Source organism: Streptomyces sp. NPDC008086, from assembly GCF_042957325.1.
GTDB lineage: Bacteria > Actinomycetota > Actinomycetes > Streptomycetales > Streptomycetaceae > Streptomyces.
This window is the reverse complement of the sequence record NZ_JBIBIA010000003.1, coordinates 510,424-531,850: the sequence shown is the minus strand read 5'-3', so window position 1 is coordinate 531,850 and position 21,427 is coordinate 510,424. Positions and strand designations below refer to the sequence as shown.

Genomic DNA, 21,427 nt, shown 5'->3' with positions numbered 1-21,427 from the left:
CGGGCGGCTCCTCAGGGGCCCGCCCTCGCGATCGCCGGCCTAGTTCACCACGTCCCGCGGCGCCTCGTCCGACAGGAAGGCCGTCACGTTCTGGACGGCCGCCAGGGCGATGCGGACCAGGGTCTCGCGGGTGACGCCGCCGGCGTGCGGGGAGAGCACCACGTTCGGGGCGCGCAGGAGGCGCAGGGTCGGGGTGGGGGGTTCGGGGTCGAAGACGTCGATGCCCGCACCGCCCGGCGCGCCCTTCTCCAGCGCGTCCGCGAGGGCGTCCTGGTCGATCAGGGCGCCGCGGGCGGTGTTGATGACGAACGCCGTCGGCTTGAGGAGCGCGAGGCGCTCGGCGTTCAGGAGGTGCCGGGTCTCGTCGGTGAGCGGGGCGTGCAGGGAGACGTAGTCGGCGGTGCGCAGCAGGTCGTCGAGCGGGAGGTGGCGGGCGCCGCCGAGGGCGGACTCCGTCTCAGCCGGCAGTCGGCGCCGCCCGGCGTAGACGACGCTCATGTTGAACGCGACCGCGCGGCGGGCCACTTCACGCCCGATCTGTCCCAGGCCCACGATGCCGAGGGTCTTGCCGGACAGCTCGGTCAGGGAGTGCTGGAGCCGGGGGAGGGCCCAGTCGGCCTCGACCAGCGCGGTGTGGGCGGGGACCAGCTGCTTGGCCAGGGCGAGCATCAGGGCGAAGGTCTGCTCGGCCACGTTCTGCGCCTCGGCACCGCTGGAACCGATGTTGCACACGCTCACCCCGCGCTCGCGCGCCGCCGCCGCGTCGACGTAGTCGAAGCCGTGACTCGCGCACTGCACCAGCTCCAACTCCGGTGCGGCGGCGAGGTGTTCGGCGGTCACCGGGGCGAGCGCGGTGATGACGGCGTGCGCGGCGCGCAGCGCGGCCGGGTCCTCGTCGGCCGTCTCGACGACGGTGACGTTCGCACTCTCGGGGAACAGGGTGGCGAGCCCGGCACCGATGCCACGGCCGCCCACGTGCGGCGAGATGACGGCGAGGACGTTCTTCGTGGCGGTCATGCGGATTCCTCGACGAGGTCGGCGGGGCCGATCGTGGCGGGGGTGGCGTGCCCGGACAGGGCGAGGGTGAGGTCGAGTTCGGCGAGCAGACAGCGGATGACGTGCTCGACGCCGGCCTGGCCGTCGAGGCCGAGCCCGTACGCGTACGGCCGTCCGACGAGCACCGCCCGCGCGCCGAGAGCGAGGGCCTTGAAGACGTCGTCGCCGGTGCGGACGCCGCTGTCGAAGAGGACGGCCACCCGGTCGCCGACCGCCTCCACGACCCGGGGCAGGGCGTCCGCCGCGCCGATGGAGCCGGCCACCTGGCGGCCGCCGTGGTTGGAGACGACGACGCCGTCCATCCCGGCGTCGGCGGCCGCGCGGGCGTCGTCCGGGTGCAGGATGCCCTTCAGGACGATCGGGCCGTCCCAGTTCTCCCGCAGGAAGGCCAGGTCGGGCCAGGTCTTGGCGGGGTCCGAGAACATGCCGACGAAGTGCATCACGGCCGCGTTCGGATCCTCGTGGACCGGCTTGGCAAGCCCGGCCTGGAAAGCCGGGTCGGAGAAGTAGTTGGCGGTGCCCACGCCGTGCAGGAACGGCAGATACGCCTGGTCGAGGTCGCGGGGCCGCCACGCCAGCATCGGTGTGTCCAGCGTGACGACGAGCGCGGTGAATCCGGCCGCCTTCGCCCGGCCGAGGAAACTGCGGGCCACCTCCGGGTCCTTCGGCCAGTACAGCTGGAACCAGCGCTCGGCGTCCCCCATCGCCTCGGCGACCTGCTCCAGCGGGGTGCTGGACGCCGAGGAGAGGATGAACGGCACGCCCTGCGCGGCAGCGGCCCTGGCGGCCGCGCACTCCGCGTCCGGATGCATGATCGACAGCACGCCGACGGGCGCGAGGGCCAGCGGGGCGGGCAGGGAGCGGCCCAGCACCTCGACGGACAGGTCCCGTTCGTGCACGTCCCGCAGCATGCGCGGCACGATCCGGCGGCGCCGCAGCGCCGCCCGGTTGGCGCGGGCGGTGCTGCCGTCGCCCGCGCTGCCCGCCACATAGCCGACGGGGCCGGGGCCGAGGCGCTGCTCGGTCAGCTCCTCCAGCCGGGTCAGATCGGTGGGCAGCCGGGGCACGGCGCCCGTCATGCCGTTCAGATAGATCTCGTACTGGAAGTCCGCCCAGTGCTTGCCCATGCGTAGGCCCCGCCTCTCGTCAGTGAGAACGCGCTGTACGCCGACCATACCGACCGGTAGGCGGGGGAGTGGATCAGGGGGCGGTCACGGATTCGTGCAGGATGCGGGCCAGTTCGTGCGGCTGGGAGAACATCGGCCAGTGGCCGGTGTTCATGGTCACCAGCTGCCAGCGGTCGCTCTTGAGGAGTTCGGCCACGTCGTCGCTCGGCTCGGGCCAGTCCAGCAGACACTTGACGTAGGTCGACGGCAACTCGGCGAGCGGGCGGGTCACCACGGCCGGTTCGGTCAGCGAGGCGCCGGGGTGCGGCGTCGAGTCGCGCACGATCCGGGCGATCTGCTCATCCGTGAGGTCCTGGTCCGCCAGGTCCTCCGCCGAGAAGGACGGCCAGTAGCCGTCGTTCGCCTCGATCGCCGCCCGCACCCCGTCGCTCGGCCAACCCCACAGGAACGACTTCCCGTCGGCCGGGACGCTCGCGTCGACGTACACCACCCGCGCCAGCCGGTCACCGATGCGCTCGGCGGCCTGCCCCACCGGTATGCCCGAGTAGCTGTGCCCGACCAGCACCACGTCCCGCAGGTCGAGCCGCTCCACCTCCTCGACGATGTCCCGCACATGGGTCTGCTGCCCGGCCGGTGTGCCCCGCTTCTCGGCCAGCCCGGACAAGGTCAGCGCATGTACGCCGTGTCCGGCCGCCCGCAAGTCGGGCACCACCTCGTCCCACGCCCACGCGCCCAGCTTCGCACCTGCCACCAGAACGAATTCAGTCATGAGGGCAAGCTAACCGACGGCACTGACAACGCCCCCGGCCCGCTGATCGGCGGCACCGGCACCTCGACCGTGCGCGCCAGCCGCGCACCCTGAGGCCCGTACACCGCCCGGGGTTCGGGGAACAGCCGCAACAGCGCCAGGAACAGCACCGCGGCCACGACCAGCGACAACGGCAGGCTGATGTCCACCCCGTTCGCCAGACCGCCCAGCGGGCCGACGAACTGCCCCGGGATGTTGGTGAACAGCACGCCGATCAGCGCCGCCACCCACCAGGCCGTCATGCCTCGCCAGTTCCAGCCGTGCGCGAACCAGTAACGGCCGCCGCGCTGACGGCGGTTGAAGACCTGCAGGGCGTCGGGGTCGTACCAGCCGCGCCGGGTCCAGTAGCCCAGCATCATCACGACCATCCACGGAGTCGTGCAGGTGATGATCATCGTGGCGAAGGTCGAGATCGACTGGACCAGGTTCAGCCCGAACCGCCCGACGAAGATGAACGCGATCGACAACGCGCCGACCAGCAGCGTCGCCTGAACCCGCGACAGCCGCGGGAACACCGAGGAGAAGTCCAGCCCGGTCCCGTACAGCGCGGTCGTACCCGTGGCCATGCCGCCGATCAGCGCCAGCAGACACACCGGCAGGAAGTACCAGCCGGGTGAGATGGCCAGCAGTCCGCCCACGAAGTCGGGTGCCGCCGGATCGACGTACTCGGGAACCTTCGTGGCGATGATGCTCGCGGTCCCCAGGCCGAACACGAACGGCAGCAGCGTCGCGATCTGCGACAGGAACGCGGCGCCGATCACCCTGCGGCGCGGAGTGGACGCCGGGATGTAGCGCGACCAGTCGCCCAGGAACGCGCCGAACGAGACCGGGTTGGACAGCACGATGAGGGCCGCGCCGATGAACGACGGCCAGAACAGCGACCGGGTCGCCGCGTCCGCGGAGTCCGTGAAGACGCCCGCGTACGACGGGTCGAAGTCACCGGCGAAGGCGATCACGCCGATCAGGAACAGCACGCTCGCCGAGGGCACGGCGACCTTGTTGACGAACAGCATGAAGCGGAAGCCGTACACGCACACCGCGAGGACCAGACCGGCGAACAGGGCGTAGGCGACGACGTACGACAGGTTGCCGCGCGGCAGGGCGAACAGCCGGTGCGCGCCGCCGACCAGGGCGTCGCCCGAACTCCACACCGAGATGGAGAAGAACGCGACGGCCGTCAGCAGCGAGAGGAACGAGCCGACCACACGGCCGTGCACGCCGAGGTGCGCGGAGGACGAGACGGCGTTGTTGGTGCCGTTGACCGGCCCGAACACCGCCATGGGGCACAGGATCAGCGCGCCGGCGACGACTCCGAGGAGCGTGGCAGCGAGGCCCTGCCAGAAGGAGAGGCCGAACAGGATCGGGAAGGCGCCCAGCACACAGGTGGAGAAGGTGTTGGCGCCACCGAAGGCGAGGCGGAACAGGTCCAGCGGACTCGCGCCGCGCTCGGCGTCGGGGATGCGGTCGACGCCGTGGGTCTCCACCTCGGTCAAGGAGGGTCCGGGGGAGGGCTGTTCGGTCTGCGGGGGCTGAGATGACCGCGGGGCGTCGGGGGACTGTGGGGACACAGGAGGGCTCCAGCGGGGACGGGGCGGTGGAGCGCGTTGTGGCGCGGCGGGGCCGACGGCCGGCGTCTGCCGCTGGGGTGTGCGGGCAGTCCGCGGATGCCGTCCTCTCGGGATCAGCAGACGGTACGGCGCCGCGCAAGATCCGCACCAGAGGACGGTTCATCCATCTTCGGTGCCGTCAGTGGAGGAAACCTCCATCACTCGGTGTCCGTGGGCGCCTCCCCGGGTTCCGTGTCCGGCCCCTGCGCCCGCACCCGCTGCACGTTCTCCAGGGACTCGCGCAGCTCGGTGAGCCAGTCGTCGGTGTGCCGCTGGACCAGTCGCACGCACCAGGCGAGGGCGTCGCTGCGGCTGCGGGCGACCCCGCCGGCGATCAGGGTGTCCAGGACCTGGCGCTCGGGCTGTCGCAGCCGGGTCATCACGGGGGCGGCGACATGGGTGAACAGGGCGCGCTCGGGGCCGCACTGCACGCCCCAGGAGACCTTCCGGCGGAACCGGTGCTCGGCGTCCCGGGCCACGGCGATCCGCGCGTCCCGGGTGCGCTCCCGGAACTCCTGGATCCTGCCCTCCAGGGCCGCCTCCCGCTCGGCGGCCGAGACGCCCTCGGCCAGGTGGGGAGCGGGGATGCGGCCGATCACGGTGATCTCCTCGCGGTCGACCGTCACCTCGGTCAGCTCCTCGAAGAGGTCGTCCGGCAGGCGGCCGGCGAGCCAGCCGCGCAGCTTCTCTCGTTGCTCGCTCGTAATCATGTAATGACGATTACTCGGCCCGTCCATGAACACAAGGGGGTGCGGACGTGTCCGCCGAGGGCTCAACCGGAATGTTTCAGGCCTATTAATCAGCGTGCGTGATCCGGCCACTCGGCGACTTGGAACGATCAAGAACCGCCAACTTCCGGCGTTGGAACGTTCGAACTCCGTTACTTCACGCCACTGATTCAATACGCAAGGTTACTGAAACACGTGGTGTCGATGTGAGTTTCCGCCGTGGACTCGGCAGACTCCCGCTCGTCGCTCCGGCACCGATCGCGCCGGAGCCGGCACACCCCCGAATCAAGCGGAAGGATGCACACAATGCGGAACACCGCGCGCTGGGCAGCGACCCTCGCTCTCACGGCCACCGCCGTCTGCGGACCCCTGACCGGATCCGCCCTCGCCGCCCCGGACGCCGCTCCCGCCTCGCTCTACGCCCCCTCGGCGCTGGTGCTCACCCTGGCCCACGGCGACGACGCCACCCTGACGACGCCGGTGCGCGCCGTCACCCTCAGCTGCGCCCCGACGCCCTCGGGTACCCATCCCGATGCCGCCTCCGCGTGCGTCGAACTGCGCGGTGTGGGCGGGAACTTCGACGCCCTGAGGAGTAGAGACGGCGTGCTCTGCACCAAGCAGTACGACCCCGTGATCGTCACGGTCGACGGGGTCTGGCAGGGACAGCGCGTCTCCTATGAGCGCACCTTCGGCAACGAGTGCGTGAAGGGCTCCTACACCACGAGCCTCTTCGCGTTCTAAGGACCGGGATCGCGCGGTCCCGTGCAGTTCGGCAGCGGCTCGCGGATGGGGAGTGCGAGTGCTGTCGAGGGCCCCTTGCGATCTCGCACCGGGGGTCGGCCAGGCGGAGTGGGGCCGCCTGGCCGGCACCTCGGCAACGACTCACCGGTCCTTGGCGCGGTCCTTCGCCCGGTCACGGTGGCTGGTGTCGCACCACGGGTAGCGTCGGCTGCGACGGCAGGTGCACAGGGCGACGCGGAAGCGGTCGGAGACGACGACGGAGCCGTCCTCCAGTTCCACCTCGACCGGCCCCTCCACCAGGACCGGGCCCTGGCGCTGGACCTTGATCCGGCGCGGTTCGTCAGACGGGGAGTTCGGCACGGACGACCACCAGCTCTTCCCTCCGGTCAGGGGCTTCCATGAGACGGCGCTCCCGCAGCCAGCCCTCGCGCGAGCGCAGCACCGGCCCGAACGGGATCACCCGACGCCGCGTCACGGACGCCTTCAGCCCCGCCCCGCGCAGACACGTCAGCGTCCGGTCGGGGCAGCTCAGCGCCGAGTGCACGACCAGGAGGACACCGCCAGGGCGCAGCAGGCCGGGGGCCTCCCGGCAGATCCGGTCGAGGACGAGCCGCCCGTCCCGGCCGGCGTCCCAGGCACGGGCCGCGCCACGCGGCGCCTGAGCCGACTCCGGGGCCGGCACATAGGGCGGATTGGCCAGGATGAGGTCGAACGACTGCCCCCGGACCGGAGCGAAGAGGTTGCCGTGCCGGATGTGGACCTGGAGCCGGGCCAACCGGGCGTTCAGCCGTGCCGTGCACACCGCCCGCCAGGACACGTCCACCGCGGTCACCCGCGTGCCGCGGCGGCGCGCCGCCTCGATCGCCAGCGCGCCCGAACCGGTGCCCAGGTCGAGAACGGTCGCGCCGTCCGGCAGCGGCTCGTCGCGCAGGGCCCCGACCAGCAGGTCGGTGTCTTCCTGAGGGGCGTACACGCCCGGTGGTACCAGTGTTCTCACCGGCCTCGGGTACCCCGGCATTCAGGAAATATGGGGGATTACGGACCGTGGTCCCTGGTGCAGCGATGTCCGTCCCCTGCGCCAGGCGCCGAGCAGCCGGTCGGCGAAGCGGTCCTCCAGATGGCCGGTGACGTCGATGCCGAAGGTCACGTCGGGAGCGAGTTGCGGCTCCTCGGCGAGCAGGCCGCCGACGACCTCGTGCCGTACGACCTGCTCGTGCACCGCGTCCGCCTCGACATGCTCGTCGTAGAAGTGCTCGGCGGCGGGTCCGGCGCCCGTGCGGCGCATCGCGTCGGCCAGTCGCCGCGAGGCCGGCGACGAGGTGATCTCGACCGCGGCGAAGTGGCCGACGAGCGCTCCACGCAACGCCCTGTGCAGACCGAGCAGGGACATCAGGTTGACCGTCGCCAGGGCCTCAGCGGCGCCCTGGTCGAGATAGTGCCCGTACGTCGTGTCCAGGCCGAGGTCGGTCATCAGGTCGGCGAAGAGGCGCGCGTGGACCCGGTCGGGGCGGCCGCCGCCGTACTCGTCGAACTCCACCGCCGCCATGCCGGCCTTGGCCCTGCCCCACAGCCTCGGCAGCACCCAGGCGTGCGGGTCCGCCTCCTTCAGGTGGTACAGGGACCGCTGGGCCGCGTACTCGCGTACCTGCCACAACTCGCCCTCGGCGGACAGGTAGTGGCTGACGCCGTCGCCGTCGACGGGCTCGACGAGGAGGTCGGCCAGCGCGTCCTCCACGCTGTCGTGGGCGGGGGCGTCCGCGCGCAGGGCGGTCAGGAAGCGGTGCTCCAGCGCCGCGCGGACGCGCAGCAGGTCCGGGTCCCACTCGCAGGACTCGGGCACGCCGGCGAAGCCACGGTAGTGCAGCTCGTAGCAGAGGTAGAGGGCCAGCTGGAGGTCGTCGCCGTAGACGGACGCGCCCGCGATGTCCTGGCTCCCGGGCGGCGGGCCCGCGCCCCGCAGGTACTCCTCGACGGCGGCGGAGACGGGGCCCCGTGCGGACGGCAGCCGGGGGCCCTCGTCTTCCTCAGCCTTTCGGACGTCATGTGCCATGGCCGCCGAGTACCCGGGGCGCGCCCGGCCACCCGCGCGGGTGCCGCCCGGCAGCGCACGGCACGATCACTCGCCCTCGGACTCCTCCTGGGCCCGTGTGTTCGGGGTGACGGCCTCGCCGGCCTCGCCCCTTCGGCGGCGCCGCTCGGTGGACTCCTCGGTGCGGTGGGCGGCGTCCGAGATCTCCTTCAGCGCCTCCTCCAGCGCCGTCTCCGGCTGTCCCTGCCGCGGCTTCCTCTCGCCGGACACGGTGTCTCCTTCCGTCGTCGGCCAGGTCGTGGGGTGTGTGTCAGGGGCTCGGCGCCCTGCCGTCGGTGGCGGTTCAGCTGCTCGCGGGCGCGATCCGCAGCGGTACCGGCTCGGCGGGGGCGGTCTCCTCCTCGAGGCGGGACACCTCCGCCCACCAGGAGGCGCCGTCCTCTATGTGCCGCAGCATGATCCCTTCGCGGATCGCCCACGGGCAGATCGTGACCCCGCGCAGGCCGGTCAGCTTCATCGCGGTGTGCGCGACCACCGCGCCGGCCAGGCTCTGCGCGGCGCGCGGGGCGGAGATACCGGGGAGCAGGGCGCGTTCGGCGGCGGGCAGCAGGGAGAGGCGGCCGACGGCGTCGCGCAGGTCCGAGCGCGTCAACCGCCGCTCCACGAACGGTCCGTGACGCCCCGCCGCCGCCCCGCACAACCGGCCCAGCTGCTGGAACGTACGCGAGGTGGCCGCCGCCGTGCGCGGTCCCTCCCAGCGGATCCGGGCCGCGACGTCCCGCAGCTGGTGGCGGACCTTGCGGCGCATGGCACGTATCCGTGCGGTCGTCGGCGGGTCCTCGCCGTCGAAGAACTCATGGGTCAGCCGTGCCGCGCCGAGCGGCAGCGACGCCACGAAGTCGGGCAACCGGCCGCGTCCGAAGGCCACTTCGAGCGAGCCGCCGCCGATGTCCAGCAGCGCGAGCGGCCCCGACCGCCAGCCCATCCACCGGCGCGCCCCGAGGAACGTCAGCTCGGCCTCCACCTCGCCCGGCAGCGTGCACAGCGGCACGCCCGTCCGCGTCCGCACGGCGCGCAGCACCTCCCGGCGGTTCGGGGCGGCGCGCACCACCGCGGTCGCGAAGGCCAGGGGTGAGGACGCGCCCCACCGGCTCGCGGTGCGGTCCGCCGCGGCGACCGCGTGGACCAGCCGCTCGATGGCCTCCTCCGGGACGGGCTCCCCGGGTCTGACCTGTTCCGACAGTCGTAGCCGCCACTTGGCGGTGTGCACCGGGAGCGGCACCCCGCCCTCCGCGTCGGCCACCACCAACCGGACCGTGTTCGACCCCACATCCACCACGCTGATTCGCATACGTCGGCGAATACCCGTTTCCCGGTCGTGCCAACGGTGTCAGCCCCCCGTGCGCCGCCCCGCGCGACACAAGCGCCGTACCCGGACGGCGAGGAGGGGCCGCCGTCTCCCTGTGGACGGCGTGGCCGCGCTCGCGGCGGCGTGCGTGTCGAGCAGTGCCGTACCGATCGAACCGCCCCCCCTGCTGCGTGGCGTTGACCGTCGCGGAGGCCACGCCCGCGTCCTCGGCCGCCACACCACCGGTGGCCAGCTGCATCGCGGGCGGCATGACCATGCCCAGGCCCATGCCGACGATGATCAGCTGCGGCAGTACCGCGGTCGTGTAGTGCGAGCCGATGCCGATCCCGGTCAGCCAGGCCCCGTCCGGAGCCCCCATCCAGGGCGTGGACGCCTGACGGGTCGGCCCGACGCCGATCCGCGCGCCGGTTCAGGCCATCTGGCGTCGCACCAGCTCGTGCAGTCGCCCGCTGGTGTCCGCCAGCAGCTGCGCCGGAGGCCCCTGCTGGGCCACCTTGCCGTCCTCCATCACGATCACGCGGTCGGCGTCCAGCACGGTGGACAGGCGGTGCGCGATGACGATGCGGGTGGCGTTGAGGGCCTTGGTGGACTCGATGACCGTGCGCTGCGTCTCGTTGTCGAGGGCGCTGGTGGCCTCGTCGAAGAAGAGGATGCGCGGGCGGCGGATGAGCGCCTGGGCGATCATCAGCCGCTGCCGCTGACCGCCGGAGATCGCGCCGCTGCCCGAGACGATGGTGTGCAGCCCCATCGGCATCCGCTTGATGTCCTCGGCGAGCCCCGCCATCTCGGCCGCCGCCATCGCCTCCTCCGGCGTGTACGGCTCGGTGCCGCAGATGACGTCCAGGATGGACCCGGTGAACGGCTGGGCATGCTGGAGCACCACCCCGCACTGCCGGCGTACTGCCGACTGGTCCAGCGCCGACAGGTCCTGGCCGTCGTACAGCACACTGCCCGAGACCGGCTTGTCGAAGCCGATCAGCAACCTGAGCAGCGTCGACTTGCCGCAGCCGCTGGGGCCGACGACCGCCACGAACTCGCCCGGCCGGACGTCGAAGGACACGTCGTCGAGGACCAGGGGGCCGTCGTCGGAGTACCGGAAGGACAGTCGGCGCGCCTCGATCGCCCCGGTCAGCGGGCCCGGCCGGGTGCTCGCCGTGCGTACCTCGGGGGTGGCCTCCAACACCGGCTTGATCTCCTCGAACAGCGGCAGCGCGGCCACCGCCGACACGAACGAGCCGGTCAGCTGGGTGACCGAGGTCAGCAGCATCGTCACCGAGGTGTTGAAGGTGAGGAACGCCGCCGCCGACATCGTCCCGCGCGCCGGACCCGCCAGCAGCATGAACATCAGCAGCGTGCACACCGGCAGATAGACCGCGCCCATCACCGTGGTGAGGTTCTTGATGCGCCCCACCTTCTGCTGGAGCTCACGGCTGCGCGCGAACTGCGCCGCCCAGGACGCGTACGCGTAGTTCTCGGCCGCCGCGACCCGCAGCTTCGGCAGGCCGCGCAGCGTTTGGAACGCCTGGTTGTTCAACTTGTTGCCGAGCACCACGAGCCGCCGCTGCCAGCGCACCTGCCACAGGCCGAGCCCCAGGAACACGCCCGCGATGACGACCAGCATGCCGATCGCCGCCAGCGCCATCGGCACGCTGTACCAGAACAGCAGCGCCAGGTTCATCGCGCCCACGGTCACCGACGACGCGACGACCGGACCGACTCCGGCCAGCAGCCGGCGGATCGCGCTGATGCCCATGGCCTGGCTCGCCAGCTCGCCGGTCGAGCGCTCGGTGAAGAACTTCGTGGGCAGCCGCAGCAGCCTGTCCCACAGGGCCGGTTGCAGCGTCGCCTCGATCCGGCCCTCCAGGCGCAGGATCGTCAGGTTCTGGAGCAGCATGAAGGCCGCCGCCACGACACTGCTGATCATCACGGCCAGACAGAACTGCACGATCAGCCCGGTCTGCGCCTTCGGCACGAACTCGCCGAGGATCTTGCCGGTCGCGATCGGCACCAGCGCACCGATCGCGACCGTGACCAGACCGCTGATCAGCAGGTTCGTCAGATCGCCGCCCGTGCCCCGCATGCTGAACCGCAGCAGCCTGAGCGGGCTCAACACGCGGTCGGGAAGCGGCCGGTAGAACATCACCGCGCGCGGCTCGAACTCCTCCGCGTTGGCCTTCTCGATCGGCGTCTCACGACCGGTCGCCGGATGCACGGCCACATAGCCGCCGCGCCGCCACAGCAGCGCGACCGGTGCACCGGACAGCGCCCGGTGACCCACCAGCGGCCCCACGTTGTCCCGCCACCACCGGCCGTCCAGCCGTACGGCCCTGGTGCGTACCCGCGACGCGATGGCCACCCGCTCGACCGGGTCGAGCCGGTCGCTCTCGGTGCCGCTCTGCGCGGGCTCGGCCAGCGTGATCCCGGCCGCCTGCGCGACCAGCTTGCAGGCCGCGTAACTGGCGTCCGCGTCGGCGGCCGTCGTGCGCTTGTCGCCGCGTTTGCCGATGGACGCCAGCAGCGTCTGGTCGGCCTGGGCCCGCACCGCCTCGCCGGCCTTGATGCCCTCCGCCGTGCGCGTCTCGTGAGTGCGCTCCAACTGCTCGATCCAGCGGTCCAGCGTGGTCAGCAGCCGGTACTGCTGGTCGACCATGGACTGCCAGACCGCCGGGTCCATCAGCAGGTCGGCGGCCGCCTCCGCGCCGTACAGCGAGCCGTACTGCACGCTGCCGGGCGGCACCTGCATCCAGAAGACGTCGTCGTCCGTGACCTCGGCCGCCCGCTCGGTGGCCATCGGCGCCTGGAAGAGGATGGAGAGGCTGCGGCCGACGCCCAGGGCGAGGGCGTACTCCAGGGGGCTCGTCTGCGGTGGCACGTACTGCGGGTTGCCGTACTCGTCGTAGGACCAGGTCTGCGTGTTCGCGGGCTGGTACAGCTCGCGCAGCCCTATCCGGTGTACGACGCAGTCCCGGAGCGGGCGGGCCACCAGCGTGTGCTGCGGTCCCGCGACCGGGCCGAGCAGCAGCGAGCCCGCCTCCAGACGGCCCAGGTGGTGCCAGTGGCCCTGCTGACCGGCGTCGACCGCGAACAGGTCCACCGCGCCGGACGCGACCAGCCACAGCACCTGCGGGCCTTCGAGGTCGAGGCGGTTGAAGCCGGCGCAGTCGATGCGCGTGCCCATCTGCCCGAGCGCGTTGAGGACGAGGTCACCCTCGTGGACGGAGGTCATCTCACCGCTCCTTGACCAGCGCCGCGTACGCGCCACCGCGCGCCACGAGCTCCTCGTGCCGTCCGCGTTCGACGATCGTGCCGTGCTGGAGCACGACGATCTCGTCGCTGTCGCGCACGGTGCTGAGCCGGTGCGCGATCACCACACAGGCACAGCCGCGCTTGCGCAGGTTGTCCATCACGACCAGCTCGGTCTCGGCATCCAGCGCGCTGGTCACCTCGTCGAGGACGAGGATGCTGGGGCGGCGCACCAGCGCCCGAGCGATCTCCAGACGCTGGCGCTGACCGCCGGAGAAGTTGCGGCCGTCCTGCTCCACCTTGCTGTGGATGCCGCCGGGGCGGCGCATCACCACGTCGTAGAGCGCCGCGTCACGCAGGGCGTCCACCACGGCGTCGTCCGGGATCGACGGGTCCCACAGCGCCACGTTGTCGCGGATGGTGCCCTCGAAGAGGAACACCTCCTGGTCGACGAAGGAGACGGAGGCGGCGAGGGCGCCGCGCGGGATGTCCTCGATGCGCTGGTCGTCGATGCGGATGACGCCCTCCCAGGGGGCGTACAGGCCCGAGATCAGCCGGGAGACGGTCGACTTGCCGCTGCCGGAGCCGCCGACCAGGGCGACCTGCTGGCCGGGGCCGACCGTCAGGTCGAAGCCCGTCAGCAGAGGCTTGTCGAGCGGGCTGTAGCCGAAGGTGATGTTCTGCAGCTCGACGTGGCCGTGCAGGCGGCGCGTCGACTCGCCGGTGCCGGGGCGGCCGTAGAGCGGGTCCGCCTCGAAGTTCTCGACGTCCTTCAGCCGGGCCACGTCGGCGGCGAAGTCCTGGATGCGTCCGGCGACGCCGTTGAGACGGGTGATCGGGGCGGTGAAGCGGGTGACCAGGGCCTGGAAGGCGACCAGCAGGCCGACGGATATGCCGCCCTCGACCGCCCTCATGCCGCCGATCCAGAGGATGAGCGCGGAGTTGAGCGTCGCGAGCGTCGGTGCGACCACGCCCAGATAGGCGCTCGGCACGCCGAGGCGCTGCTGCTCCTCCAGCGTGGTGGCGTGCTGTCCGGCCCACTTGCGGAAGTAGCCGTCCTCGCCGCCGGTCGCCTTCATCGTCTCGATCAGCTGGAGACCGGTGTACGCGGTGTTGGTGAGCCGGGCGCTGTCCGCGCGCAGTTTGGCGGTACGGGTGGCCCGCAGCCGGATGACGACCCGCATGGCGACGACGTTCAGCAGGGCGACGCCGATGCCGACGAAGGTGAGCTGAGGGTCGTAGGTGTAGAGGAGGATCGCGTACAGCACGACGACCACCGCGTCCACGCCGGCCGCCGCGAGGTCGCGGGCCAGCGTCTCGGACACGGCGTCGTTCGACTGCAGGCGCTGCACCAGGTCGGCCGGGCTGCGCTGGGAGAAGAATGTCACCGGCAGCCGCAGCAGATGCCGCAGGAAGCGGGCGCTGGACAGGGTGGAGGAGATGATGCGGCCGCGCAGCAGGTTCGCCTGTTGCAGCCAGGTCAGTACGAGGGTGAGCGCGACACAGGTGCCCATCGACGCGAACAGCACGCCCAGCAGGGAGGTCTGGCCGCCGATGAGGAACATGTCGATGTAGGTGCGGCTCAGCGCGGGCACCGCCGCGCCGACCACGACCAGGAGCAGACTCGCCAGGACGGCGGCCGGCATCGTGCCCGCGGTGCCGCGCAGCCGGGCCGGCATCGCGCCGAGCACACCCGGTTTGCGGCCGCCCTTGCTGAAGCCGTCGCCGGGCTCCATCACCAGCACGACACCGGTGAAGCTGCCGTCGAAGTCCTCCATGGGCACGAAACGACGGCCCTTGGCGGGGTCGTTGATGTAGACGCCGCGGCGGCCGAAGCGGCGGCCCATGCCGTCGTAGACGACGTAGTGGTTGAACTCCCAGAACAGGACGGCCGGCGTCTTCACCTCGGCGAGGGCGGCCGTGTCCATCTGCATGCCCTTGGCCGTCAGACCGTAGCTGCGGGCCGCCTTCAGCAGATTGCTGGCACGCGAGCCGTCGCGGGAGACACCGCACGCGATGCGCAGCTCCTCGAGCGGGACGTGGCGGCCGTAGTGGCCGAGCACCATCGCGAGGGAGGCGGCGCCGCACTCCACGGCCTCCATCTGCAGGACGGTCGGCGTGCGGACGGTCTTCGACCTGCCCTTGGGCACGGGGCGCTTCGGCGGGGTGGCGCGGCGCCTGCTGCCGCGGGTCTCCTGTGCGGTGCTCACGGCAGCAGCCAATCGACGGGACGCTCGTCGGCCAGCTCGATCGAGGCCTCGGCCATGGTCATGGAGGTGAGGGAGAACGGCGGCCCGTCCGCGGACGACCACTTGTAACCGCTCTCGGTGCTCGACTCCTTGTCCAGCTTCACCAGTACGGCCACCGGCCTGCCGTCCTTGGTGAACTGCTCGCCCAACTGCTGGTCCCCGAGGAACGCGGCGATCTGCTGCGCCGACTGCGCGGAGCGGTCCACCGACTTCACATGGCCGCGCAGCACGCCGTACTCCTGGGTGGGCACGGAGGAGACGGTGAGGTCGACGGCGGCCTTGTCGGGGATGGAGGCGGCGTTCTCGGCGGGCACGTACACCGTGGCGTACAGCGCGTCCTTGTCGTGGGCGACCTTCTCGACGGCGGCGACGTTCGCGCCGGTGGAGATGATCTGGCCGATGGTGGCGGCGAGCGCGGTGACCCGGCCCGCGGCGACCGTGCGCACGACCGTCTCGCCCTTGGCCGTACGGACCTTCAGCACGGGCGCGTTCGCCGGGAGCCGCCGGCCCTGCTCGGCGAGGACCGCGGTGACCTGGCCGGCGACCGGGCTCTGGAGGATGTAACTGCCCTGGCCGTGGGTGAGGACGGCGGGCGCGCTCACCGTGGAGGCGACCGAACCGGTCACCGCCCACACGGACGCGGCGGCCATGACGACCACCGTCACGCAGAGCACCAGCCAGCCCTGGGGGCGGGCGAAGCGCACCGGAAGATCGAGCTCCTCCGGTGACTGGAGCTTGGCGAGGGCCTGTTGGCGGAACTGCACGGAACTTTCCCTCACCTGAGGATGAGTGGAGACCGGCGCGCGTGGGCCGGTCGTGGTGCGGGGCGGGGCCTGTCTGTCTCGAGGCACCCGAAGAGCCCCGGAACCGGGGAAAGGTTCCGGGACTCAGCGGTTACGAAAAGGTGCGATCAGAGACCGGCGACCAGGCCCGAGACCGGGGCGGTGTTCAGGCCGGTGACACCCTCCACGGTGCCGACGACCGTGTCGACCAGGCCGGAGACCGGGGCGATGCCGTTGACAGCGTCGAGGGCACCGTTCACGGCGTTGACCTGCAGGCCGCCGGAGACGTTGTCGAGCTCGGCGTCGGAGATCTCGACGGTCTCAACCTGGGGGGTGGAGTTCATGATGGAACTTCCCTTCCTAATGGATATCTCACAAGGGGGAGCGGCCCCCTCTGGGGACAGATGACGGCCGCGACCGCAGGCGCCCGTTTCCGGAAGCCGGACACGGCCCCTGCGGTGCGATGGATCAAAGCACGCTGTGGGTACGGGCTTCCAATCAAACTCCGGGCTCACCAGCGCATTTTCCGCTCAGCCGCATCGATCCGTGCAGACGCGGGCACGTCTTGTCGGCGACTTCTTCACATGAGTCACAGCATCGGCTCGGACGGGCTGTTGCCTCCGCCCGGCGGGCCGCAGGGCGATGCGGTGGCGAATCCGACACTCCCGCCTCAAGGGGGTGGCCGCCGGTAGCTCCCTTGTGCAGAACCTCCGCCCACGGTGACTTCGTTGAGTATTGAATGTGCAGATTCCCTGAAGCCTGGATTCCGCTCGGGATTCTCAACCGACCGTTACTGATCGGTAGCGGATCGTGTCAGCCCAGAAGTGCGTACACCGTGCTCGCACGGGCCGCGATCTCGCCCGAGCTCCCGTCGGTCATCACGATGTCGGCGAACGCCATACGGCGGCCCAGCTTGGTGACGACCGCCTCGATCAGGACATCCGAACCGAGCACCGCGCGCTGGAACGACGTCGACTGCTGCACGGTCGTCATCGGCCCGTACGCCCCGCGCGCCGCCGACACGGCGATCACGGTGGCGGTGTCGGCGGCCGCCATCAACGCCTGCCCGGACAGGGCGCCGCCCTCCCGGGCCAGCCCGTCCGACCAGGGCAGTCGCAGGATCGCGCGCCGGTCCTCCACCGCCTCCACGCAGAGGCCGAGGGCGAGCACCCAGGGGGCGAAGTTGGCGGAGAGGATCTTGTCGGCTTCGGCGGTCGTCATCGTCATATGGGGGATTGTTCCCGCCGCCGGAACCCCAGGCGCGGTCCTTGGCCGATTCGGTGTTTCGAGCAGGGCGCGCGGAAACGGAATTGAACGCCCCGTGCGACCCGTGCGTACCAACTGCCAACCAGGCGCCCCGAACAGCTGCCGCAGAGACGGCGGCACAGACCCCGTCCCCCAGGAGGTCGAGAAGTTTGAGTCACAAGCGAATTCCGAAGCGCAAGGCCGCGATAGCCGCGGGCGGCGTGGTGGCGCTCGGAGCGGCCGCGATCCTGCTGCCGAACGCCAACGCGTCACAGGACGGCGCGGCGGACGACGCCACGACCGCCAGGACCCTGAAGGCGGCGGACGCGTCGGATCTCGCCTCGCAGCTCTCGGAACTGCTCGGCGACGCCTTCGCCGGTTCGTACTACGACTCCGAGAGCAAGCAGCTCGTGGTCAACGTCGTCCCCGGCGACAACAACAACGTGATCGTCCAGGCGAAGAAGGCCGGCGCGGAGGTCCGCGAGGTCGAGAACAGTCTGGCCGAGCTGGCGTCCGGCGCGCAGACCCTGAAGTCCGAGGCGACCATCCCGGGCACGGCCTGGTCGGTCGACCCCAGAACGAACAAGATCCTCGTCACCGCCGACTCCACGGTCACCGGCGACAACTGGGACCAGCTGGAGTCGACCGTCGACAGCCTCGGCTCCGGCATGGCGACCATCAAGAAGTCGGCCGGCACCTTCAAGACGTTCCTCTCCGGCGGCGACGCCATCTTCGCCGGCGGCTCACGCTGCTCCGCGGGCTTCAACGTCACCGCGGGCGACGGCACCCCGGCCTTCCTGACGGCCGGTCACTGCGGAGTCGCGGCCGAGCAGTGGGCGGACGCCGAGGGCGGTCAGCCGATCGCCACCGTCGACCAGGCCACCTTCCCCGGCGACGGCGACTTCGCGCTCGTCAAGTACGACGACCCGGCGACCGAGGCACCGAGCGAGGTGAACCTCGGCGACCAGACCCTCGCCATCAGCCAGGCCGCGGACGCCGAGGTCGGCCTCCAGGTCTTCCGGATGGGCAGCACCACCGGGCTGAGCGACGGTCAGGTCCTCGGCCTCGACGCCACCGTGAACTACCCCGAGGGCACGGTCACCGGCCTCATCCAGACCGACGTCTGCGCCGAGCCCGGCGACAGCGGTGGCTCCCTGTTCACCCAGGACGGTCTGGCCATCGGCCTCACCTCCGGTGGCAGCGGTGACTGCACGGTCGGCGGCGAGACCTTCTTCCAGCCGGTGACCACCGCCCTGGAGGCGGTCGGCGCGACCCTCGGCGGCGACGCCGCCGGCGGTGGCGCGGGTGCCGGTGAGGAGGCCGGCGCGGGTGAAGAGGCCGGTGCCGGTGAGGAAGCCGGCGCGGGTGAGGAAGCCGGTGCCGGTGAGGAAGCGGGCGCCGGTCAGGAGGCCGGAGCCGGTGAAGAGGCAGGCGCCGGTCAGGGAGCCGGAGCCGGTGAAGAGGTCGGCGGCGGCAACGCCGACGGCACGGGCAACGGCCTCGGCGAGATCGTCGGCAACGGCGTCGGGAACTGACGCCCCGACACCGACACACGGATCCCACTGATCCGTAGGGACACACACGTGGTCCGGCCCTCCGGCGGGAGGGTCGGACCGCTCCCGTTCCCGGCCCGTCAGTCCCGCGCCCGCAACAACAGCAGCGCCACGTCGTCCACCCGCTCCCGCCGTGCCGCGCTGTGCTCGACGAGCAGATCGGCCAGCTCGTCCAACGGCCGCTCCCCGGCCTCGGCGAGCAACTGGCCGAGGTCGGCGAGCGCGTCCTCGATGTCGACGCCCGGCGACTCGATCAGCCCGTCGGTGTAGAGGACGAGCACACAGCCCGGCGCGAGGTCGACCTCCGTCGTCGGATAGGTCGGCGAGCCGTCGATGCCCAGCAGCGGACCGCCCGCGAGGTCGAGCACCCGCACCCGCCCGTCCGGCCGTCTCAGCAGCGGCGGCGGATGCCCGGCACGCGCCATCACCGCCCTCCCGTGCGCCGGATCCAGCCGTAGGTACAGACAGCTGGCGAACAGGTCGGAACCCAGGTCGAGCAGCAGCCGGTTGGTGCTGCGCATGACGTCCTCGGGTGCCTGACCCACGGTCGTGTACGCCCGCACCGCCGTACGGATCTGCCCCATCAGGCCCGCCGCCGTCACGTTGTGCCCCTGCACGTCCCCGATCACCGCCGCCGTCAGGCCCTGCTCCGTCGGCACCAGGTCGTAGAAGTCGCCGCCGATCTCCATGCCCTGGGTGGCGGGCAGATAGCGCGCGGCTGCCTCCACACCGGCCAGCGGCGGCAGCGAGTGGGGGAGCAGTGCGGCTTGCAGCCCGTGCGCCAACTGGTGCTTGGCGTCGTAGAGTTGGGCCCGCTCCAGCGCCTGTGCGATCAGCCCGCCGAGGCTGGTCAGAACCGCACGCTCGTCCGCCGGGAACGGATGCGGCTCGGCGTAGGCGAGAACACAGGTGCCCACCGGCCGCCCCGAGGCGATCAGCGGCAGATACGCCCAGGCCGCGAAGCCGTCGGGCGTCGAGTGCCGCACCGGATACAGCCGCTCCAGCTCCTGCCGCGAGTCGAAGAACGCCGGGACCCCGGCGGTCAGGGCATGGGCGCCCGGGGTCTGCTCGGTCAGCGGCATCCCGTTGAACCGTTCGACGATCCGCGCGTCCGGATAGCCGCGGTGGCCCAGCACATGCAGCCGGCCCGCCCGTGACCCGAGGACGACCAGCGCCTGGCTGCCGACGGCCGGCACGATCTCGTCCGCGACCAGCTGCACCACGTCCTGCACACCCGCCGCCTCGGTGAGCGCGCCGGCCAGGCTCAGCACCTGGGAGATCGTCACCAGCCGCCCCGGCGGGTCGTCGGGGCGCGGCCCGCTGCGCCCCATCTCCGCCACCGCCCGGGCCCGGCTGATCCGCACGCTCAGACCGGTCGTGCTCGGATACATCCGGAACGACAGCCAGTCCCCGGGCGGGCGCAACGCCACGAAGGAGGTGGCGTGCTGGCTCATCAGCGCGGCCCGGTAGCGGTCCTCGTACACCGGGTCGTTGAGCCAGGGCACCGCCGCCCACAGCTGGTTGCCGAGCAGCCGGTTGACCGGCACACCGATCAGCTCGGCCGCCGCGGGGTTGGCGAAGCTGATCCGGCCGTGCAGATCGAGCGAGCACAGCCCGTACGGCAGCCTCGACACCATCCGCGCCGCCTCCACCGTGCCGAGCGTGCCGGCCGCGCCGCTGAACGCCGGCCCGGCGACCAGATCGGGCTCCGGCAGCGGTGGACGGCTCGCCGCCATGGCACGTTCCAGCCGTACGGCGAGCCGACGGCAGGCGGCGTTGAGATGGTCCCGCTCCCGGTCCGACAGCTCCGGCGGGTGTGCGCCGGGCCAGGTCACGAAGATCGCGCCGTAGGCGTTCGACTCGGTGGCCACCGGCAGGGCCGCCAGCGCGAACGGGTAGGGCAGGACGAGGGCGATCCGTGGATACCGGGCCGCCATGTCCTCCTCGCCCCCGACCCAGACGAGCCGCCGCCCCCGCACCGCCTCCGCCACCGGGATCGGCGCGCTCAGCCCGACCCGCTCCCACGGCGCCGCGAACGCCCGCGGCAGGCCCGCCATGACCGCCATCTCCAGCACGGGCTCGTCGGCGGCCAGCAGATACACGGCACCGGAGTGCGCGTCCACCTCCTCCATCATCGAGGCCAGCGCCAGCGACAGCAGCGGCCGGCCCACCCGCGTCCGCGCGGCCGCCGGCGCCTGGGTGGACGTCTGCCCGTCGGACACGCCGACCACCTCCTCCGCGGGGTCGCGCGACAGGTCCCAGGGCTCAAATCTCCCCCCTCAGCGCTGCTCGCGCACGGCGAGCGGGACCGGGACCGACCGCTCGGACCCGCGCCGTGAGGGGCCGCCCGTACCCCCGGACCGCTGGCTCATGCCCCCGCAGCCGATGCGCGACCCCGGCGGACGGGCGCCTCAGTGCGCCCCCGCGCACCCTGATGGCCGGTTCTTCGCGCCCGCGGACGGTCATGGACGCCAACAATGGGGCACGCGCTCAAGACCATGGCAGTGACGAACTGCGGGCTGGAGGGGGAGCGGTGATCCGGGTCCTTGTGGTGCATGACACGGCTCTGGTGACTCTGCCCCGTCTCCAGCACCGACCAGACGCCGAGCCGCACGAGGACCCCGCCACCGGGACAGGATCCTCGCCGTCTCCCGGTCGGCCGTACCGGCCGCCCGGATGGTGCGGTGGCCGTCGACGGCCTCGGCGAGCGCGGCCGCGCCCTGCTCCTGCTGGTGGTCCGTCACACACCCGCGAGGTGTCACGGGCGAGGGCCCGCAGCAGGGCGGCCAGTACCGGCGCCCCGGCGAGGAACACGACAGCGAGCCGTACGTCGATCAGCCCCAGCGCGACGACGCCCCGACCGGTCCGGCGAACGGGGCCAGCAGCGCGG

General features: G+C 71.9%; 18 protein-coding genes and 1 pseudogene. 2 read left to right on the top strand and 17 right to left on the bottom strand.

Features of this window, described 5'->3' with window-relative positions; genetic code table 11:
• Positions 1–39: 39 nt before the first annotated feature.
• From ACFZBP_RS12615 to ACFZBP_RS12595, 5 genes are all read right to left on the bottom strand, one after another.
• On the bottom strand, positions 40–1,017 hold the full coding sequence (locus ACFZBP_RS12615; protein WP_391412428.1) for an NAD(P)-dependent oxidoreductase: 978 nt from the start codon (positions 1,015–1,017) through the stop codon (positions 40–42).
• Positions 1,014–2,183, bottom strand: a complete 1,170-nt coding sequence (locus ACFZBP_RS12610) for an alpha-hydroxy-acid oxidizing protein (RefSeq protein WP_391412426.1) — start codon at positions 2,181–2,183, stop codon at positions 1,014–1,016. The genes ACFZBP_RS12615 and ACFZBP_RS12610 overlap by 4 nt, the downstream gene beginning before the upstream one ends.
• Before the next feature lie 73 nt (positions 2,184–2,256).
• On the bottom strand, positions 2,257–2,952 hold the full coding sequence (locus tag ACFZBP_RS12605; protein ID WP_383442873.1) for an alpha/beta fold hydrolase: 696 nt from the start codon (positions 2,950–2,952) through the stop codon (positions 2,257–2,259).
• Complete coding sequence (locus ACFZBP_RS12600) at positions 2,949–4,475, bottom strand: purine-cytosine permease family protein (protein ID WP_383444052.1); 1,527 nt, start codon at positions 4,473–4,475, stop codon at positions 2,949–2,951. The genes ACFZBP_RS12605 and ACFZBP_RS12600 overlap by 4 nt, the downstream gene beginning before the upstream one ends.
• 281 nt (positions 4,476–4,756) lie before the next feature.
• Positions 4,757–5,308 (bottom strand): hypothetical protein, encoded by a 552-nt coding sequence (locus ACFZBP_RS12595; protein WP_391412424.1) that lies wholly within the window; start codon positions 5,306–5,308, stop codon positions 4,757–4,759.
• A 324-nt stretch (positions 5,309–5,632) separates the two neighbouring features.
• Here ACFZBP_RS12595 and ACFZBP_RS12590 point away from each other — a divergent pair, with 324 nt between their 5' ends.
• Complete coding sequence (locus ACFZBP_RS12590; RefSeq protein WP_383442879.1) at positions 5,633–6,067, top strand: protease inhibitor; 435 nt, start codon at positions 5,633–5,635, stop codon at positions 6,065–6,067.
• 141 nt (positions 6,068–6,208) lie between these two features.
• On the opposite strand, the gene ACFZBP_RS12585 is transcribed toward ACFZBP_RS12590, so the two are convergent.
• The 11 genes and pseudogenes from ACFZBP_RS12585 to ACFZBP_RS12535 form a co-directional block, all read right to left on the bottom strand.
• Positions 6,209–6,427 (bottom strand): CDGSH iron-sulfur domain-containing protein, encoded by a 219-nt coding sequence (locus tag ACFZBP_RS12585; RefSeq protein WP_383442882.1) that lies wholly within the window; start codon positions 6,425–6,427, stop codon positions 6,209–6,211.
• Positions 6,408–7,085: a HemK2/MTQ2 family protein methyltransferase gene (locus tag ACFZBP_RS12580; RefSeq protein WP_391412421.1), complete on the bottom strand. Its 678-nt coding sequence runs from the start codon at positions 7,083–7,085 to the stop codon at positions 6,408–6,410. The genes ACFZBP_RS12585 and ACFZBP_RS12580 overlap by 20 nt, the downstream gene beginning before the upstream one ends.
• Entirely contained in the window at positions 7,086–8,117 is a 1,032-nt protein-coding gene (locus tag ACFZBP_RS12575; protein WP_391412419.1) for an iron-containing redox enzyme family protein, read from the bottom strand.
• Between the two features lie 66 nt (positions 8,118–8,183).
• Positions 8,184–8,366: a hypothetical protein gene (locus tag ACFZBP_RS12570; protein WP_391412417.1), complete on the bottom strand. Its 183-nt coding sequence runs from the start codon at positions 8,364–8,366 to the stop codon at positions 8,184–8,186.
• A 73-nt stretch (positions 8,367–8,439) separates the two neighbouring features.
• Positions 8,440–9,447 (bottom strand): Ppx/GppA family phosphatase, encoded by a 1,008-nt coding sequence (locus ACFZBP_RS12565; protein WP_391412415.1) that lies wholly within the window; start codon positions 9,445–9,447, stop codon positions 8,440–8,442.
• A gap of 105 nt (positions 9,448–9,552) precedes the next feature.
• A pseudogene (locus tag ACFZBP_RS12560) lies at positions 9,553–9,805 on the bottom strand (MFS transporter); the annotation flags it as partial.
• Between the two features lie 69 nt (positions 9,806–9,874).
• A complete protein-coding gene (locus ACFZBP_RS12555) occupies positions 9,875–12,691 on the bottom strand; it encodes an NHLP bacteriocin export ABC transporter permease/ATPase subunit (RefSeq protein WP_391412412.1) in 2,817 nt (938 codons plus the stop codon).
• A gap of 1 nt (position 12,692) precedes the next feature.
• The gene (locus tag ACFZBP_RS12550; RefSeq protein WP_383442901.1) at positions 12,693–14,918 is read right to left on the bottom strand and encodes an NHLP family bacteriocin export ABC transporter peptidase/permease/ATPase subunit; all 2,226 of its coding nucleotides are present in this window, start codon (positions 14,916–14,918) and stop codon (positions 12,693–12,695) included.
• Positions 14,915–15,721 carry an HlyD family efflux transporter periplasmic adaptor subunit gene (locus ACFZBP_RS12545; RefSeq protein WP_383442903.1) on the bottom strand — a complete coding sequence of 269 codons (807 nt, stop codon included), beginning with the start codon at positions 15,719–15,721 and terminating at the stop codon, positions 14,915–14,917. Before ACFZBP_RS12545 ends, ACFZBP_RS12550 begins: the two co-directional genes overlap by 4 nt.
• 146 nt (positions 15,722–15,867) lie before the next feature.
• Positions 15,868–16,083 carry a type A2 lantipeptide gene (locus ACFZBP_RS12540; protein ID WP_383442906.1) on the bottom strand — a complete coding sequence of 72 codons (216 nt, stop codon included), beginning with the start codon at positions 16,081–16,083 and terminating at the stop codon, positions 15,868–15,870.
• A gap of 469 nt (positions 16,084–16,552) precedes the next feature.
• Positions 16,553–16,966, bottom strand: a complete 414-nt coding sequence (locus ACFZBP_RS12535; RefSeq protein ID WP_391412409.1) for a hotdog domain-containing protein — start codon at positions 16,964–16,966, stop codon at positions 16,553–16,555.
• 188 nt (positions 16,967–17,154) lie between these two features.
• On the opposite strand from ACFZBP_RS12535, the gene ACFZBP_RS12530 reads away from it, so the two are divergent.
• The gene (locus ACFZBP_RS12530) at positions 17,155–18,519 is read left to right on the top strand and encodes a trypsin-like serine protease (RefSeq protein ID WP_391412407.1); all 1,365 of its coding nucleotides are present in this window, start codon (positions 17,155–17,157) and stop codon (positions 18,517–18,519) included.
• Positions 18,520–18,617: 98 nt separating this feature from the next.
• Here ACFZBP_RS12530 and ACFZBP_RS12525 read toward each other — a convergent pair whose 3' ends face one another.
• On the bottom strand, positions 18,618–20,768 hold the full coding sequence (locus tag ACFZBP_RS12525; RefSeq protein ID WP_391412405.1) for a SpoIIE family protein phosphatase: 2,151 nt from the start codon (positions 20,766–20,768) through the stop codon (positions 18,618–18,620).
• Positions 20,769–21,427: the final 659 nt, after the last annotated feature.